This window comes from Streptomyces cellostaticus, assembly GCF_001513965.1.
In the GTDB taxonomy this organism is placed as follows: Bacteria; Actinomycetota; Actinomycetes; order Streptomycetales; family Streptomycetaceae; genus Streptomyces; species Streptomyces cellostaticus.
Genome location: NZ_KQ948018.1, coordinates 153703 through 171274, shown reverse-complemented (window position 1 = coordinate 171274; position 17572 = coordinate 153703). Strand labels below are relative to the sequence as shown.

General features: G+C 71.2%; 14 protein-coding genes. 10 read left to right on the top strand and 4 right to left on the bottom strand.

The window, feature by feature from the left end; translation table 11 throughout:
• Nucleotides 1–27 precede the first annotated feature (27 nt).
• From AQI88_RS10310 to AQI88_RS10270, 9 genes are all read left to right on the top strand, one after another.
• Nucleotides 28–807, top strand: a complete 780-nt coding sequence (locus AQI88_RS10310) for a hypothetical protein (RefSeq protein WP_066995513.1) — start codon at nt 28–30, stop codon at nt 805–807.
• The gene (locus tag AQI88_RS10305; RefSeq protein ID WP_066996090.1) at nt 804–1181 is read left to right on the top strand and encodes a GntR family transcriptional regulator; all 378 of its coding nucleotides are present in this window, start codon (nt 804–806) and stop codon (nt 1179–1181) included. The genes AQI88_RS10310 and AQI88_RS10305 overlap by 4 nt, the downstream gene beginning before the upstream one ends.
• Before the next feature lie 197 nt (nt 1182–1378).
• Nucleotides 1379–2317: a M56 family metallopeptidase gene (locus AQI88_RS10300; RefSeq protein WP_066995511.1), complete on the top strand. Its 939-nt coding sequence runs from the start codon at nt 1379–1381 to the stop codon at nt 2315–2317.
• A gap of 153 nt (nt 2318–2470) precedes the next feature.
• Nucleotides 2471–3262 (top strand): GntR family transcriptional regulator, encoded by a 792-nt coding sequence (locus AQI88_RS10295; protein ID WP_066995509.1) that lies wholly within the window; start codon nt 2471–2473, stop codon nt 3260–3262.
• 50 nt (nt 3263–3312) lie between these two features.
• Nucleotides 3313–3540: a 4Fe-4S dicluster domain-containing protein gene (locus AQI88_RS10290; protein WP_066995505.1), complete on the top strand. Its 228-nt coding sequence runs from the start codon at nt 3313–3315 to the stop codon at nt 3538–3540.
• A 14-nt stretch (nt 3541–3554) separates the two neighbouring features.
• Complete coding sequence (locus AQI88_RS10285; RefSeq protein ID WP_066995502.1) at nt 3555–4898, top strand: ABC transporter substrate-binding protein; 1344 nt, start codon at nt 3555–3557, stop codon at nt 4896–4898.
• Nucleotides 4895–5821 carry an ABC transporter permease gene (locus AQI88_RS10280; protein WP_066995499.1) on the top strand — a complete coding sequence of 309 codons (927 nt, stop codon included), beginning with the start codon at nt 4895–4897 and terminating at the stop codon, nt 5819–5821. The genes AQI88_RS10285 and AQI88_RS10280 overlap by 4 nt, the downstream gene beginning before the upstream one ends.
• Complete coding sequence (locus AQI88_RS10275; protein ID WP_079057502.1) at nt 5805–6602, top strand: ABC transporter ATP-binding protein; 798 nt, start codon at nt 5805–5807, stop codon at nt 6600–6602. The genes AQI88_RS10280 and AQI88_RS10275 overlap by 17 nt, the downstream gene beginning before the upstream one ends.
• An 11-nt stretch (nt 6603–6613) precedes the next feature.
• Nucleotides 6614–9397 (top strand): fumarate reductase/succinate dehydrogenase flavoprotein subunit, encoded by a 2784-nt coding sequence (locus AQI88_RS10270; RefSeq protein WP_066995496.1) that lies wholly within the window; start codon nt 6614–6616, stop codon nt 9395–9397.
• A 63-nt stretch (nt 9398–9460) separates the two neighbouring features.
• Here AQI88_RS10270 and recQ read toward each other — a convergent pair whose 3' ends face one another.
• On the bottom strand, nt 9461–11482 hold the full coding sequence (recQ, locus tag AQI88_RS10265) for a DNA helicase RecQ (protein WP_066995493.1): 2022 nt from the start codon (nt 11480–11482) through the stop codon (nt 9461–9463).
• 340 nt (nt 11483–11822) lie between these two features.
• Between recQ and AQI88_RS10260 the strand changes: the two genes are divergently transcribed.
• The gene (locus AQI88_RS10260; RefSeq protein ID WP_066995490.1) at nt 11823–12386 is read left to right on the top strand and encodes a hypothetical protein; all 564 of its coding nucleotides are present in this window, start codon (nt 11823–11825) and stop codon (nt 12384–12386) included.
• 61 nt (nt 12387–12447) lie between these two features.
• On the opposite strand, the gene nuoN is transcribed toward AQI88_RS10260, so the two are convergent.
• From nuoN to nuoL, 3 genes are read right to left on the bottom strand one after another with little or no spacing between them, the layout of a single operon-like run.
• Entirely contained in the window at nt 12448–14097 is a 1650-nt protein-coding gene (nuoN, locus tag AQI88_RS10255; RefSeq protein ID WP_066995487.1) for an NADH-quinone oxidoreductase subunit NuoN, read from the bottom strand.
• Nucleotides 14094–15665 (bottom strand): NADH-quinone oxidoreductase subunit M, encoded by a 1572-nt coding sequence (locus AQI88_RS10250; protein WP_066995483.1) that lies wholly within the window; start codon nt 15663–15665, stop codon nt 14094–14096. The genes nuoN and AQI88_RS10250 overlap by 4 nt, the downstream gene beginning before the upstream one ends.
• A 5-nt stretch (nt 15666–15670) precedes the next feature.
• Nucleotides 15671–17566 carry an NADH-quinone oxidoreductase subunit L gene (nuoL, locus tag AQI88_RS10245; RefSeq protein WP_066995482.1) on the bottom strand — a complete coding sequence of 632 codons (1896 nt, stop codon included), beginning with the start codon at nt 17564–17566 and terminating at the stop codon, nt 15671–15673.
• Nucleotides 17567–17572 lie beyond the last annotated feature (6 nt).

Below are 17572 nucleotides of genomic sequence, written 5' to 3'. Positions count from 1 at the left end.
GCCATGCGCTTTCACGGGGGTCTTCTCATGTCCGAGCCCGCCCTTGGTACGACTGATCCGGTGTCCCGGGCGCCCGTCGACCGCTACGCCCGCTTGACGGGCCTGGCCACGGGCGCCCTCGCGGCCTGCTCGCTGTCCACATTCGGCCACGGGGACGGGGTGCTGTACGCCATCCCGGCGTTCGGCCTGTGTGCTGTGGCCGGCGTGCTGGTGGGCGACGCGCTGACCCCGCCGGCCCGGGGTGCCGTCCGCACGGCCGGGCTCGCGCCGCGCCGGGTCCGCGACTACGTGCCGCCCCGGATGACCTGGCTTCTGGTCGCCCTCGCGGGCGCGCTGGTGGTGCTGCTGACGGTCGCGGGCGCGGTGGCCTCACCGGACGACCTGGGGCGGGCGAGCCGTTCACTCACCCTGACCTGCCGGAACGTGACCCAGTCGCACGGCCCCTGGCCCGGGCTGTACTACGGCCTGCCGATGCTGGCCTCCCTCGCCGTCGCCACGGTCGCCTGCGGCTGGTCGCTGCGGCGGATCGCCACCCGGCCCGGCGACGAGCAGTCCCGCCGCGACCGCGCGTTGGCGATCGTCGCGGCATGGGGGCTCGTCGTCTCGGTCTCCCTGCTCGGCGCGGCCACGACCGCGTCGGCCTCGCTGCTGAGCGTGTCGTGCGACGGCCCCGTAGGGACCGTCGCCAACGTGGTGCTGGTGCCACTCGCGCTGGTCTCGCTGGTGACCGGGCCGTGGATGCTCTTCACCATCTGCTCGCCCCGGACAGCGTGGCGACGCCCCGCGGCCCCTGGGGTGCGCCGGTGAGCGGCGCCGTCGTACGGGTCGACACGACGAGCCCCGTCCCGCCGTACGAACAGATCCGCGCCCAGCTCGCCGCCCTGATCACCACCGGCCGCCTGCCGGAGGGCGAGCGCCTGCCGACCGTACGGCAACTGGCGGCCGACCTGGGACTGGCCGCCGGCACGGTCGCCCGGGCCTACCGCGAACTGGAGGCCGCGTCTTTGATCCTGACCCGGCGGGGCGCGGGGACGCGGGTGGCTCCGCTGCCGCCGGGGGCGCGCCGCCGCGAAGCAGCGGAACTCGCTGAGGTGACCCGGGATTTCGTGACGTGGACGCGGGCTCTGGGGTTCGGGGAGGGAGAGGTGCTGGAGGCGGTGCGGCGAGCGTTGCAGGAGTAGGGAGAAGGAGGACAGCCGAAGGCGGAGCAAGGCGAGCCGGACTCGAACGAAGGCGGCCGGATCGCCGTCGACACCTGACTCGTGCCGTCTCCCACCGTCATACTGACGGGGACACGCACCACGCGACGCGCCCCGGCGCATCACCCCGCACCACCTGACACCCGCACACCACTCCGACCAGGAACCGGAGCCCCGGCATGACCGTCTGCCTGCTCCTCATGAGCGTCGTCGCCCTGACGGCAGCCGTACCGGCGCCGCGCGCGCTGACCCGGGCCGCCTGGCCCGAGCGGGAACCCGTGGTCGCGTTGTGGGTGTGGCAGTGCCTGGTCGCCACGGTCCTGCTGTGCTGTCTGACCGCGCTGGTCCTGGGCGCGGCGGCCGTCTTCCACACCGTCCGCGATCACGTGTTCGCTCCCGCGCCGCCCGCCGTCACCGCCGCGTACGACCTGTCCGCCGCCCCGGTCTGGGCCGTCGCCCTCACCATGCTGCTGGCGTGCGGGGCCGCCTGGACGACGGCGATGCTGGCCCGGGAACTCGCCGAGGTGCGCCGCCGCCGTGGCCAGACCCGGGCGCATCTGCGCGAACGCGCCCCCGACCTGCCCCCGGGGCTGCCGGCGGCGCGCGGACCGATGCTGGTGCTGGAGGACGAGTATCCGGACGCCTGGTGGATGCCCGGCCACCCGCCCCAGCTGGTCGTGACCACCGGGGCGCTGCACCGCCTCACCGACCATCAACTGGATGCGGTCCTCACCCATGAGCGCGGTCACGCCCGCGCCCACCACGACTGGCTGCTCCACCTGTCCACCGCGCTCGCCACGGGCTTCCCGCGCGTCCCGCTCTTCGCCCACTTCTGCGACCAGACGCACCGGCTGGTCGAACTGGCTGCCGACGACACAGCGTCCCGGCGCTGCGGCCACCTCACCACCGCCCTGGCCCTGATCGAGCTGAACCAGCACCGCGGCGTACTGTCCTGTGCCTCCAGCCGTCGCCTGCTCGGCGAACGCGTGGACCGCCTCCTGGAGCCCCCGCCGCGGCTGCTGCTCCGGCACCGGGCACTGACGACAACGGTGGCCGCGCTGGTGCCGTTGCTGCCGCTCCTGATCACGTTCGCTCCCGGACTGACGGCCCTGACCTGACCCGCCGGACGTGCACACAGGGCTGTCGGCCGAGTGGCAGATCTTCCCCGCCCCCGAGCAAAGGCCCAGCTCAGCGCCCCGCCCAACGCCCCCTCACCTGGCGCAACACTCCAGCAACACCCCATTCCCCACCCCGTCGGTATGGTTCCAGCCATGCCACCCACCGACCGCCCCCGAGACCATGCCGGTCAGGGCGCCGCGACCACCGTCGCCGCCCACCGCACGCGTCGCCGGCTGCGTGCGGACCGGGCCCGGCAGCTCGCCGACCTGCTGCGCCACCAACTCCTCACCGGCGCCTACACGAACGGCAGCCTCCCCCACGAGTCCACCCTCGCCACCGACTACCGCGCCTCCCGCAACACCGTCCGCCAAGCCCTGGACCTGCTCCGGGCGGAAGGTCTGGTGGAGCGGCTGCCCGGTGTCGGCACCGTAGTCGTCGCCCGGAAGTACCCGCACGGGCTCGACCGCCTGATGGGCCTCGCGGAAACCCTCCGCGAACACGGCCGTGTCACCAACGAGGTCCGCACCATGGGCCCCGCCCCCGCCCCCGCTCCGGTGGCCGAACGCCTCCGCGTCCCGCCCGGCGCCGACGTCCTCTACATCGAACGCCTGCGCCGCCTGAACGGCCTCCCCCTCTCCCTCGACCTCACCTACATCCCGCTCGACATCGGCATCGCCCTGCTCGGCGCCGACCTGGAGAACACCGACGTCTTCCGCCTCCTGGAAGCCATCACCGGCCGGCACCTCGGCCATGCCGAGATCACCCTGGAGGCGGTGAACGCGGACGCCCACTCCGCCGCCGTGCTCCAGGCCCCGCGCGGCGCCGCCGTGCTGATGCTGGAACGCCTCACGCACCTCGCCGACGGCCGCCCCGTCGACCTGGAGTTCATCCGCTTCCGCGGCGACCGCATCACCATGAGCGGCCTCCTGCACCGCGCTGTGTAGCGCCCGCCTCCCTGTAACCCCCTGCCTGACCCCGTTTCCTGGAGACAGCCATGCCCTTGGCGCCCCAGCGGGCCGACGTGCCCGTGACCATCGACGAGTCGAAGTGCATCGACGGCTGCACGCTCTGCGTGGACATGTGCCCGCTGGACTCCCTCGCCATCGACGAGAGCAGCGGCACGGCGTACATGCACGTCGACGAGTGTTGGTACTGCGGCCCGTGCGCGGCCCGCTGTCCCACCGGAGCCGTCACGGTCAACATGCCCTATCTACTCCGGTGAGAGGCCGAACCACCATGAAACGCATGGCAGTTGCCCTGTCCGCCACCACGCTCCTCCTGCCCCTGTCCGCCTGCGGCGGCAGCGCCGAGGCGGGCAGCGGCTCGACGGTCACCGTGACCGTCGGCTACCAGTCCAAGACCATCAACACGGTCACCGCGGGAACCCTGCTCCGCGCCCTGGGTTACTTCGAGAAGCAGCTGAACTCCCTCCACGACGGCCACACCTACAAGGTCGACTGGCAGGACTACGCCACCGGCGCCCCGATCACCGCCCAGATGACCGCCGGGAAGATCGACATCGGCTCGATGGGCGACTTCCCGCTGCTGCTGAACGCGGCCCGCGGCAAGCAGCTCGGCCGCCCCACCCACCTGGTGTCGGTCACCGGCTACAACCTGCGTGGCGGCCTCAACACCGTGGTCACCGCCCCGGACTCCAAGCTCTCCTCGCTGGAAGACCTCAAGGGCAAGAGGGTCTCCACGAGCGTCGGCTCCGCCGCCGACGGCACCCTCGTACGGGCCCTGCAGCGCGTCGGCATCGATCCGAACACCGGCATCTCGAAGCTCAACCAGCAGCCCGCCGTGGGCGCTTCGGCCCTCTCGGCCGGCAGCGTGGACGCGCTGTCACAGTTCGTCGCCTGGCCGGGCCTGCTCGCCTACCAGGGCAAGGCGAAGGCGCTGTACGACGGCGCTCAGCTGAACCTTCCCACCTTCCACGGCGTCACCGCCCGCGAGGACTTCACCCAGAAGCACCCGGCCGCCCTGGAGGCCTTCCTCAAGGCCCAGGCGCAGGCCACGGACTACCTCAACGACCATCCCGTGGCCGCCGCGGAGAAGGTCGCCAAGGCCACCGGCCTGCCCGCCGAGGTCGTCTACCTCTACAACGGCGCCCACGGCATCGCCACTTTCGGCCCGGCCGTCAAACCCCGGCTCGTCTCGGCGCTGAAGCAGGACGTCTCCGTGCTGAAGGCCGCCAAGCTGACCGGCGACATCGACGTGGACTCCTTCGTCGACGACCAGTACGTGAAGAAGGCACTCGGCGCCGCCTACGCCCAGCGGCTAGCCGCCGCACCCACACCGGCCGCGAGCGAGGTCTGGGCCAAGGGCAGCGAGAAGACCGTCTCCTTCACGTCCCCGAAGGGGCTGCTGGCTTACGTGGCCGGGCACCGGAACGGCATCCGCGCCGCCTACGTCCCCGACGCCACCATCGGCACCCTCTGGTTCGCCGACAAGGCGGTCTGGGTGACCGACGGCGACCGGTTGCTGCCCTTCGTGGCCCCGGCGACCGCACAGGCGTACATCGCGGCTCACGGCGGCGCCCGTACGGTCTCGTACAGCTACGCGCTGGGACGGTCCTCATGACCCCGCGGCCGCTCGCCCGGTATGCGCTGCGGGTGGCTTCGCTGGCCGCCGCGCTCGGCCTGTGGCAGCTGCTGACCGGCCTGGACGTCGATCTGTGGCTGCACTTCTCGCAGTTCCCGACGGTCACCGACGTGGCCGGAGCCTTCGCCGAGCGTCTCACCGGGACCGACTACTGGACCGACCTCACCGACAGCCTCACCCGGATCCTCACCGGCTTCGCGCTGGCAGCCGTCCTGGGCGTGGCAACGGGCGTGCTCGTGGCCCGCTCGCGCCTCGCCGAGGACCTGCTCGGCCCAGTCCTTGAGGTCATCCGCCCGATCCCGGCCATCGCCCTCGTCCCCGTCGCGATCCTCCTCTTCCCCTCCAACGAACAAGGCATCGTCTTCATCACCTGCACCGCGGCCTTCTTCCCCGTGCTGGTCTCGACCCGGCACGCGGTCCGCGCGCTCACCCCGGCCTGGGAGGAGGCGGTGCGCACCCTCGGTGGCGGCCGGCTGCGAATCCTCGGCTCGGTGGTCCTGCCGGGCGCGCTGCCCGGCATCTTCGGCGGCCTGTCGGTCGGCATCGGCGTCTCGTGGATCTGTGTGATCTCCGCCGAGATGATCTCCGGTCAGTACGGCGTCGGTTACCGCACCTGGCAGGACTACACCGTTGTGAACTACCCGGGCGTCTTCGTCGGCATGGTCACGATCGGCGTGCTCGGCTGGGTCACCTCCACGGCCGTGGAAGTGCTCGGCCGGCGCCTGACCCGCTGGCTGCCCCGCACCTCGTACACCCCCGGCGGCCGGCCCCGCACCCCGGTGCCCCGGGTCGCCGCCCCGGTCGGCGTGAGGGCAGGCAGCGACCCCGAGAACCAGGCCGAGGCCCAGCACCAGGGCCACGACGACACCGAGCAGGAGGCGCGCGATGAGCACCTCGTCTGAGGCGGTCGAGACCGCCGCACCTTCGGCCGCGCCGGCACGGGAGGGCGAACGCGGCACCCGGCTCACCCTGCGCGCCGCGGTCCTCGGGCGGCCGGGCGCCCCGGTCCTGCACGACGTCGGCCTGGACGTCGCGCCCGGCGAGATCCTCGCCGTCGTCGGCCCCTCCGGCTGCGGCAAGTCGACGCTGCTGCGCACGCTCGCCGGGCTGCTGTCCCCGCTGGCCGGGGCGGCGGAGCAGGACGGCCGCCCGCTGACCGGACCGTCCGCCGACCGTGCGCTGGTCTTCCAGGAGGACGCGCTGCTGCCCTGGCGCACCCTGCGCGGAAACGTCAAACTCCCGCTCGCCATCAGTGGCGTACCGCGCCCGGAACGCCGTGCCCGGGCCGAGTCCTGGCTCGGCCGTGTCGGCCTCAGCGCACAGGCAGGGCAGTTGCCGCACCGTGTTTCCGGCGGGCAGCGCCAACGCGCCCAGTTGGCCCGCGCCTTGGCCGACAGCCCGCGCGTGGTCCTCATGGACGAACCCTTCGGTGCCCTCGACGCGCAGACCCGCTCCGGCATGCAGGACCTACTGGTGGAGGTGTTGCGCGGCACAGGTGCGACCGTCGTCTTCGTCACCCACGACGTCGACGAGGCGCTCTTCCTCGGCGACCGCGTCGCCCTCCTCAGCGCCGGCCGCGTGGCCGCCGTACGCGACGTACCGCGCCCGCGTGACCGCGGCGCCCTCGACGACCCGGCCCGCGTGACCCTGCGCCGCGCCGTCCTCTCCTCGCTCGGCACCTGAAAGGCACCCCGGTGACCACCCCCGCGAACACCCCCGCACAGACCCTCTCGGAGATCCCCGCTGTCACCGACGCCGAGACGCTGACCTGCGACGTACTCGTCATCGGCGGCGGCACCGCCGGAACCATGGCCGCCCTGACCGCCGCCGAGCGCGGTGCGAACGTCCTGCTCCTGGAGAAGGCCCACGTCCGTCACTCCGGCGCGCTCGCCATGGGCATGGACGGCGTCAACAACGCGGTCGTCCCGGGCCGCGCCGAGCCCGACGGCTACGTCGCCGAGATCACCCGCGCCAACGACGGCATCGTCGACCAGTCCACCGTCCGCCAGACCGCCACCCGCGGCTTCGCGATGGTCCAGCGGCTGGAGTCGTACGGGGTCAAGTTCGAGAAGGACGAACACGGCGACTACGCGGTCCGCCAGGTCCACCGTTCGGGCTCGTACGTGCTTCCGATGCCGGAGGGCAAGGACGTCAAGAAGGTCCTGTACCGGCAGTTGCGGCGGCGGGAGATGCGGGAGCGGATCCGCATCGAGAACCGGGTCATGCCCGTGCGCGTGCTGACCGCGCCCGATGACGGGCGGGCCGTGGGTGCCGTCGGCTTCCACACCCGCACCGGCGCCTTCGTCACCGTCCGCGCGGGCGCGGTGATCCTCGCGACCGGTGCCTGTGGCCGCCTCGGCCTGCCCGCCTCCGGATACCTCTACGGCACCTACGAGAACCCGACCAACGCCGGCGACGGTTACGCCATGGCCTACCACGCGGGGGCCGAGCTGACCGGTATCGAGTGCTTCCAGATCAACCCGCTGATCAAGGACTACAACGGTCCGGCCTGCGCCTACGTCGCCAACCCCTTCGGCGGCTACCAGGTCAACCGGAACGGGGAGCGCTTCGTCGACTCCGACTACTGGTCCGGGCAGATGATGGCGGAGTTCGCGGCGGAGGTGGCGAGCGACCGCGGCCCGGTCTACCTGAAGCTGAGCCATCTTCCCGAGGAGTCGGTCTCGGCCCTGGAGTCGATCCTGCACTCCACCGAGCGCCCCACCCGGGGCACCTTCCACGCCGGCCGAGGGCACGACTACCGCACCCACGACGTCGAGATGCACATCTCCGAGATCGGCCTGTGCGGCGGCCACTCCGCCTCCGGCGTCCGCGTCGACGACCACGCCCGTACGACCGTCGCCCGTCTGTACGCCGCGGGCGACCTGGCCTGCGTCCCGCACAACTACATGATCGGCGCCTTCGTCTTCGGCGACCTCGCGGGCGCGGACGCCGCCCAGTACACGGCGTACGACGGAGCACTTCCCGCGGACCAGCTGCGCGAGGCGCACGAGCTGATCTACCGCCCGCTGCGCAACCCGGACGGCCCGCCGCAGACCCAGGTCGAGTACAAACTGCGCCGCTTCGTGAACGACTACGTGGCACCGCCCAAGTCCGGCGCCCGCCTCTCCCTCGCCCTGGAGGCGTTCGAGCGGATGCGCGCGGACATCGCCGCGATGGGCGCCCGCACCGCGCACGAGCTGATGCGCTGCGCCGAGGTCACCTTCATCCGCGACTGCGCGGAGATGGCCGCCCGGGCCTCCCTTGCCCGCACCGAGTCCCGCTGGGGGCTCTATCACGATCGCATCGATCACCCCCGGCGCGACGACGCCTCCTGGTTCCACCATCTCGATCTGCACAAGTCCCCCTCTGGTGCGATGGAGTTCACGGCCCGTCCCGTGGCTCCCTATCTGGTCCCGGTCGGAGGCTTCGCCCCGGTCGGCGGTCGCTCCCGGCAACTGGGCGAGGTCCGCGCCGAGGACGTCGCCACGGCCGGCCCGCGCAACGTGGCACCGGGCGCCGCCGGACCGACGTCCACCCGCGCCGCCGGGCCCACGGATCCGGGCCGCGCCCGGGACACCGCCTCGCCACGGCTCCTGGAGCTGCTGGAGCTGGCCGAGGAGGAGCCCGAACTGGCTTTCCTGAAGCCCTACTTGTCCGACCTCGACCCGGCAGTCCGGCGTACGGCCGTCTCGGTGCTCACCGAGAGCGTGCCGCCCGGCACCGGGCAGGCCCTGGCCGGTGCCCTCGCCGACCCCGACGCCGAGGTCCGCGTGGCTGCCGCGGCCTCACTGCGCGAGCTGGTCGAGACCCTGCCGTCCGACCCCGCCCTGGGTGCCGCGCTCACCGGCGCGCTCACCGAGGCCGACCCTGTGGTCCGCGCCGCCGCCCTCGATGTGCTCCGCGCCCTGCGGCTGGGCGAAGCCGGCGTGTTCGCTTCCGCCCTGGCCGACCCCGACATCACCGTGCGCATCCAAGCCGTGCGAGCCCTCGTCTCGGTCGACGCGGCCGGAGCGCTGGCGGGTGCGGCGAACGATCCCTCCCGGGAGGTCCGCGTCACCGTGGCCAAGGCGCTGGCCGCCGTCAGCTCGGCGCCCCTGGACCCGCAGGCCCGGGGGCTGCTCACCGGCGCGCTGGACCGGCTCACCGAGGACGCCGACCCGCTGGTGCGCGGTGCCGCGCTGGGGGCGCTGGCCACGGCCGGCTGCCCGGCGCCGCTGGCCGCCCGAGCCGTGACCGCTCTGTCCGACCCTGCCTGGCAGGTCAGGTCGGGGGCCGCCACCGCGCTGTCGGTCGCACCCGCCGGCCCGGCCGTCGCCGCTCTCGCCAAGGCCCTCGCCGATCCCAACGCCGATGTGCGCAAGGCGGCGGTCCTGGCTCTGACCCGGCACAACGCCGCCAAGGAGGCCCGCGCGGCCCTGGCCACGGCCACGGCCGACTCGGACGCAGACGTCAGGGCGTATGCGGCGCGGGGGTTGTGACGATCCCCCGCATCTCCTCAGGCGCGGCGCCCGAGGAGAAGACGGGCCTCCAAGATCTGCGCGTTATATCCAGTCGTCCGGCTCCGGCTCGTCCGCCAGCTCGGGCCAGTCGTCCTGCAGGGACTCACCGGGTGCGGGCGCGGCGTCAGCTGCCGGGCCGATTTCGGGGGCCGGGCTCGCACCGTCCAGTGCGGACAGCACACCGAGCACTGCTTCCCCGTACGTCGCCAGCTTCTTCTCGCCGACGCCGCTGATCGTGCCCAGCTCCCGCACCGATCCGGGCCGCTGGGTGACGATCTCCCGCAAGGTGGCGTCATGGAAGATGACGTACGCCGGGACACCCTGCTCCCGGGCCTGCTCGGCACGCCAGGCGCGCAGGGCCTCGAAAGCGGGGAGCAGCTCGTCGGGCAGCTCCGCCGCTGCGACCTTGGCCTTGCGGTCGCCGCGGCCGGAGGAGGTGCCCGAGCCCGACCGGGAGGCGGCCGGCTTCACCGGTTCCTTGCGCAGGGGCACCTCGCGGTCCCGCCGCAGTACCGAACCGCTCGCCTCGGTGAGCACCAGCGTGCCGTACTCCCCCTCGACCGCGAGCAGCCCCTGGGCGAGCAGCTGCCGGACGACGCCCCGCCATTCGCCCTCGGTGAGGTCCTGGCCGATGCCGAAGACGGACAGCTGGTCGTGGTCGAACTGGATCACCTTGCCGGTGCGCTTGCCGAGCAGGATGTCGACGATCTGCACGGCACCGAACTTCTGCCCGCGCTCCCGCTGCAGCCGTACCACCGTCGACAGCACCTTCTGCGCGGCGATCGTGCCGTCCCAGGTCTCCGGCGGGGTGAGACAGGTGTCGCAGTTGCCACAGCCATCGGCGGAGGGGTCTTGGCCGAAGTAGGCCAGGAGCTGGCCACGCCGGCACAGGGCGGTCTCGCACAGGGCGAGCATCGCGTCGAGGTGGGCGGCGGCCCGGCGGCGGAACGCCTCGTCGCCCTCGCCGGACTGGATCAGTTTGCGCTGCTGTATGACGTCGTTGAGGCCGTATGCCATCCAGGCGGTGGACGGCAGTCCGTCACGGCCCGCGCGGCCCGTCTCCTGGTAGTAGCCCTCGATCGACTTGGGCAGGTCCAGGTGGGCGACGAAACGCACGTCCGGCTTGTCGATGCCCATGCCGAAGGCGATGGTCGCGACCACGACCAGGCCCTCCTCGCGCAGGAACCGGGACTGGTGGGCCGCGCGCATGCCCGCGTCCAGGCCCGCGTGGTACGGCACCGCCTCGACGCCGTTGCTGCTCAGAAACTCGGCCGTCTTCTCCACCGAGTTGCGGGAGAGGCAGTACACGATGCCCGCGTCACCCGCGTGCTCCTCCCGCAGGAAGGCGAGCAGCTGCCTCTTGGGGTCGGCCTTGGGCACGATGCGGTACTGGATGTTGGGCCGGTCGAAGCTGGCCACGAAGTGGCGGGCCGTCGGCAGGCCCAGCCGCTGGGTGATCTCCTGGTGGGTGGCGCGCGTGGCCGTCGCCGTGAGGGCGATCCGCGGGACGTCCGGCCAGCGCTCACCGAGCAGCGAGAGGGTCAGGTAGTCGGGGCGGAAGTCGTGGCCCCACTGGGACACACAGTGCGCCTCGTCGATCGCGAAGACGGAGATCTTGCCGCGGGAGAGCAGGTCGAGCGTGGACTCCACCCGCAGCCGCTCCGGCGCCAGGTACAGCAGGTCCAGCTCGCCCGCGAGGAACTCGGCCTCGACCACGCGGCGCTCGTCGAAGTCCTGCGTTGAGTTGATGAAGCCGGCCCGCACGCCGAGGGCCCGCAGGGCGTCCACCTGGTCCTGCATCAGTGCGATCAGCGGCGAGACCACGATGCCCGTACCTGGTCTGACCAGGGCCGGGATCTGGTAGCACAGCGACTTGCCGCCACCTGTGGGCATGAGGACGAGGGCGTCGCCGCCCGCCACCACATGCTCGATGATCGCTTCCTGTTCGCCGCGGAAGGCCTCGTATCCGAAGACCCGGTGCAGCGTGGCCAGCGCCTCGCTCTCGGCCGCGCCCGGCCCCTCGGTCATCCTTGGCATCTCGCTGATCTCACCCGTCGCGCCCATCGTCCTGTCCCCCCGCGTCCTGTCCCCCGTGCGTCTCTCCTCGACCGCTGCGTCCACGATAGGCGCCCGCGCCGACAGTGCTGGAAGTTGTCCACAGGCAGGGGTGTGCTTGTCATACGAATCCATCGGGTGCTGGCCGCCGGCCGTCGCTCCGCGCATCGGATAGCCGTGCACAGCCGCTCAACCCATTGGGTGTCTCTGGATGGCCGCCTCCCCTCACCCGGGGACAGGCTGCTGGAGCGGGCCGGGAGGAGGCCCGCTCCAGCCCGCGGATCACGCTTCGCGCCCGATCGCACGCGTGCCCCGATCCACCCGCGCCTGCCCCAAGGAGCCCCACCTCATGATCGCTCGTCTCGCCGGAGCCGCCCTCACCCTCGTCTCGGCCCTCACCCTGCCCGCATCCGCGCCCGCCCATGCCACCGACCAGGACCCTTTCACCGACCCGCAGCTGGTCGCGGCGTACGCGGCGACCGCGCAGTACCGCTACGTGCCGCTCGCAACCGCTGACGGCTACGAGCCCCACCTGTGTCTGGCCCGCCCCCAGGGTGGCATGGGATTCCACTACTTCAACGAGTCCCACTTCGGCTCCCTCGACCCGGAGAAGCCCGGCGCCCTGCTCTACGAGGACGCCGGCCACGGCACGCTCCGGCTCGTCGGCGTGGAGTGGGTCGTCCCGGTCACCGGCAAGAACATGCAACGGCCCCGCTTGTTCGGACACGACTTCCAAGGCCCGATGGCCGGCCACTACCCGGGCATGCCGACCCACTACGACCTGCACGTGTGGCTCTACAAGAAGAACCCCAGCGGCCTGTTCGCCCAGTGGAACCCGAACGTGAAGTGCCCTTCCTCGGGCACGCAGGGCACACAGAGCACGCAGAGCACGAAGGCCATGGCGGGCCACTGATGCGCGACGGCCCCGGCTCCTCGCTCGGAGGGACCGGGGCCGCACAGCCGTACCGCCTGCCTCAGCGCACGAAGACGCCCGCCTGGCTCGCCAGGTTCAGGAAGTACTGCGGCGCCACACCGAGCACCAGCGTCACCGCCACACCCATACCGATCGCCGCCATCGTCAGCGGCGACGGCACGGCCACGGTCGGGCCCTCGGGCTTCGGCTCGCTGAAGAACATCAGCACGATCACGCGGATGTAGAAGAACGCGGCGATCGCCGAGGAGATGACACCGACCACGACCAGCGGGGCCGCCCCGCCGTCGGCGGCCGCCTTGAACACGGCGAACTTCCCGGCGAAACCGGAGGTCAGCGGGATACCGGCGAAGGCCAGCAGGAACACCGCGAACACCGCCGCCACCAACGGGGAGCGGCGGCCGAGCCCGGCCCACTTGGACAGGTGCGTCGCCTCGCCGCCCGCGTCGCGCACCAGCGTGACCACCGCGAAGGCTCCGATCGTCACGAACGAGTACCCGGCCAGGTAGAACAGGACGGACGACACGCCGTCCTTCGAGGTCGCGATGACACCCGCAAGGATGAATCCGGCGTGCGCGATGGACGAGTACGCCAGCAGCCGCTTGATGTCGGTCTGCGTGATCGCGACGATCGCACCGCCCAGCATGGTGATGATCGCCACCGCCCACATGACCGGCCGCCAGTCCCAGCGCATCCCGGGCAGGACGACATACAGCAGGCGCAGCAGCGCGCCGAACGCCGCCACCTTCGTCGCCGCCGCCATGAACCCGGTCACCGGGGTCGGCGCCCCCTGGTACACATCCGGCGTCCACATGTGGAACGGCACCGCGCCCACCTTGAAGAGCAGGCCCATCACGATCAGGGCGCTGCCGAGCAGCAGCAGCGCGTCGTTGCCCATGGTGTTGGCCAGTGCCGGATCGACGTTGGTGACCGTGCCGTCGACGACCTGCGCGATGCGCGCGTACGACACCGAGCCCGCATAGCCGTACAGCAGCGCGATGCCGAACAGCGTGAACGCCGAGGCGAACGCGCCGAGCAGGAAGTACTTGACCGCAGCCTCCTGCGACATCAGCCGCTTGCGGCGGGCCAGCGCGCACAGCAGGTACAGCGGGAGGGAGAAGACCTCCAGGGCCACGAACAGCGTCAGCAGGTCGTTGGCCGAGGGGAACACCAGCATGCCGGCGATCGCGAAGAGCAGCAGCGGGAAGACCTCGGTGGTGGTGAACCCGGCCTTCACGGCGGCCTTCTCGCTGTCGCCGCCCGGCACGGACGCGGCCTGCGCGGCGAAGGAGTCGACCCGGTTGCCGTGCGCCGCCGGGTCCAGGCGCCGCTCGGCGAAGGTGAACAGGCCGACCAGACCGGCCAGCAGGATCGTGCCCTGCAGGAACAGGGACGGTCCGTCGACCGCGATCGCCCCCATGGCCGCGATGTGCGCCTTCGTGGTGCCGTACCCGTCGGCCGCGAGCGCGACCACCGCGGCGAACGCGGCGCACAGGGCTACGACGGACACGAACACCTGCGCGTAGTAGCGGGACTTGCGCGGGACGAACGCCTCGACCAGCACGCCGACCAGCGCCGCACCGACGACGATCAAAGTCGGCGACAATTGCCCGTATTCGATCTTCGGCGCCGGGATCTTCGAGATCGGGTCGGCCGCGGTTGTCCACAGGCTGTGGACGACTGTTGCGCTCACTTGGCCGCCTCCACCGAGGGCTTGGGGTCGGTCTTGTGTACGTCGGTCATGGTCTGCTTGACCGCCGGGTTGACGATGTCCGTGACGGGCTTCGGGTAGACGCCCAGGAAGATCAGCAACACGATCAGCGGGGCGACGACCACCAACTCGCGCGCGCGGAGGTCGGGCATCGCCGAGACCTCGGGCTTCACCGGGCCCGTCATCGTCCGCTGGTACAGCACGAGGGTGTAGAGCGCGGCGAGGACGATGCCGAAGGTGGCGATGACGCCGATCGCCGGGTAGCGCGCGAACGTGCCGACCAGGACCAGGAACTCACTCACGAACGGCGCCAGGCCGGGCAGCGAGAGAGTGGCGAGGCCGCCGATCAGGAAGGTGCCGGCGAGCAGCGGGGCGACCTTCTGCACGCCTCCGTAGTCGGCGATGAGCCGCGAGCCGCGCCGGGAGATCAGGAAGCCGGCGACCAGCATCAGCGCGGCCGTGGAGATGCCGTGGTTGACCATGTAGAGCGTGGCGCCGGACTGGCCCTGGCTGGTCATCGCGAAGATGCCCATGATGATGAAGCCGAAGTGCGAGATCGACGCGTAAGCCACCAGCCGCTTGATGTCCCGCTGGCCCACGGCGAGCAGTGCGCCGTAGACGATGCTGATCAGGGACAGGACGAGGATGGCGGGCGTCGCCCACTTGCTGGCCTCCGGGAACAGCTGGAGGCAGAAGCGGAGCATCGCGAAGGTGCCCACCTTGTCGACGACCGCGGTGATGAGGACGGCCACCGGGGCGGTGGCCTCCTGCATGGCGTTGGGCAGCCAGGTGTGCAACGGCCACAGCGGAGCCTTCACAGCGAAGGCGAAGAAGAAGCCGAGGAACAGCCAGCGTTCGGTGCTGGTCGCCATGTGCAGCGAGCCGTTGGCACGGGCCTGCACGATCTCCGGGAGGCTGAAGTTCCCGGCGACCACGTAGAGGCCGATCACCGCGGCCAGCATGATCAGACCGCCGACCAGGTTGTAGAGGAGGAATTTCACGGCCGCGTACGACCGTTGCGTCGAGGCCGCCTTCTCGCCGTGCTCGTGGGCACGGTCCCCGAAGCCGCCGATGAGAAAGTACATCGGGATGAGCATGACTTCGAAGAAGATGTAGAAGACGAAGACGTCGGTGGCCTCGAAGGAAATGATCACCATCGCCTCGACAGCCAGGATCAGGGCGAAGAAACCCTGCGTCGGCCGCCACCTCTTGCTCCCCGTCTCCAGCGGGTCGGCGTCGTGCCAGCCCGCGAGGACGATGAACGGGATCAGCAGGGCGGTCAGCGCGAGGAGGGCGACCGCGATGCCGTCGACGCCCAGGTCGTACCTGACCCCGAAGTCCTTGATCCAAGCGTGGGATTCGGTGAGCTGGTAGCGGGCGCCGTCCGGGTCGAAGCGGACCAGGACGGTGATCGCCAGGGCGAGCGTGGCGAGCGAGACCAGCAGCGCCAGCCACTTGGCGGCAGTGCGCTGCGCGGCCGGTACGGCGGCCGTGGCGACGGCCCCGATGGCCGGGAGCGCCGCCGTCGCTGTCAGCAGAGGAAAGGACATCGGTATCAGACCGCCCTCATCAGCAGGGTCGCGGCGACCAGGAGTGCCGCACCGCCGAACATCGAGACCGCATAGGAGCGGGCGAAGCCGTTCTGGATCCGGCGCAGCCGCCCGGACAGGCCGCCGAAGCCGGCCGCCGTGCCGTTGACGACGCCGTCGACCAGGGTGTGGTCGACGTACACCAGGGAGCGCGTGAGGTGCTCGCCGCCGCGCACCAGGACGACATGGTTGAAGTCGTCCTGGAGCAGGTCGCGCCGGGCGGCCCGGGTGAGCAGCGAGCCGCGCGGGGCGACGACCGGTACGGGCCCCCGGCCGTACTGCGCCCAGGCGATGCCGACGCCGATGACCAGGCACACCATGGTCGCGCCGGTGACCGCCGCCGCACTGAGCGGCGAGTTGCCCTCGCTGTGTCCCGTGATCGGCTCCAGCCAGTGCAGGAAGCGGTCGCCGATGCTGAACAGGCCACCGGCGCATACCGACCCGACCGCGAGCAGGATCATCGGGATCGTCATGACCCTGGGCGACTCGTGCGGATGCGGCTCGTGCCCGTTCTCGTCGGGCTGCCAGCGCTTCTCGCCGAAGAAGGTCATCAGCATCACGCGCGTCATGTAGAAGGCGGTGATGGCCGCGCCCAGCAGGGCCGCGCCGCCGAGGATCCAGCCTTCGGTGCCGCCCTTGGCGAAGGCCGCCTCGATGATCTTGTCCTTGGAGAAGAAGCCGGACAAGCCCGGGAAGCCGATGATGGCGAGGTAGCCGAGGCCGAAGGTGATGAAGGTGACCGGCATGTACGTGCGCAGGCCACCGTACTTGCGCATGTCGACCTCGTCGTTCATGCCGTGCATGACGGAACCCGCGCCGAGGAACAGCCCGGCCTTGAAGAAGCCGTGCGTCACCAGGTGCATGATCGCGAAGACGTAGCCGATGGGGCCGAGGCCCGCGGCGAGGATCATGTAGCCGATCTGAGACATGGTCGAGCCGGCCAGTGCCTTCTTGATGTCGTCCTTCGCACAACCGACGATCGCACCGAACAGGAGCGTGACGGCGCCGACCACTGTGACGGCCAACTGCGCGTCGGGGGCGGCGTTGAAGACGGCTCCGGAGCGGACGATCAGGTAGACGCCCGCGGTCACCATCGTCGCGGCGTGGATCAGGGCCGAGACCGGGGTGGGGCCCTCCATGGCGTCCCCGAGCCAGGATTGCAGCGGCACCTGGGCCGACTTGCCGCAGGCGGCGAGCAGGAGCATCAGGCCGATCGCGGTGAGCTTGCCCTCGGAGGCGTCACCGGCGTGGTTGAGGACCGGGCCGAAGGCGAAGCTGCCGAAGGTGGTGAACATCAGCATGATCGCGATCGACAGGCCCATGTCGCCGACGCGGTTGACCAGGAAGGCCTTCTTCGCGGCCGTCGCGGCGCTGGGTTTGTGCTGCCAGAAGCCGATCAGCAGGTAGGAGGCGAGGCCGACGCCCTCCCAGCCGACGTACAACAGCAGGTAGTTGTCGGCGAGGACGAGCAGCAGCATCGCCGCGAGGAACAGGTTCAAGTAGCCGAAGAAGCGGCGGCGCCGCTCGTCGTGCTCCATGTACCCGACCGAGTACAGGTGGATCAGCGAGCCGACGCCGGTGATCAGCAGCACGAACGTCATCGACAACTGGTCGAGGCGGAAGGTGACGTCCGCCTGGAAGCCGGCCACCGGCACCCAGCTGTACAGGTGCTTGATCAAGGTGCGGTGTTCGGCTCCCTTGCCGAGCAGGTCGACGAAGAGGATGAGGCCGAACACGAAGGAGACGGTCGACAACAGGGTGCCGATCCAGTGGCCGACGGCGTCCAGCCGCCGGCCGCCGACCAGGAGGACGGCCGCTCCGAGCAGGGGCGCCGCGATGAGCAGCGCGATCAGGTTCTCCACGATTCT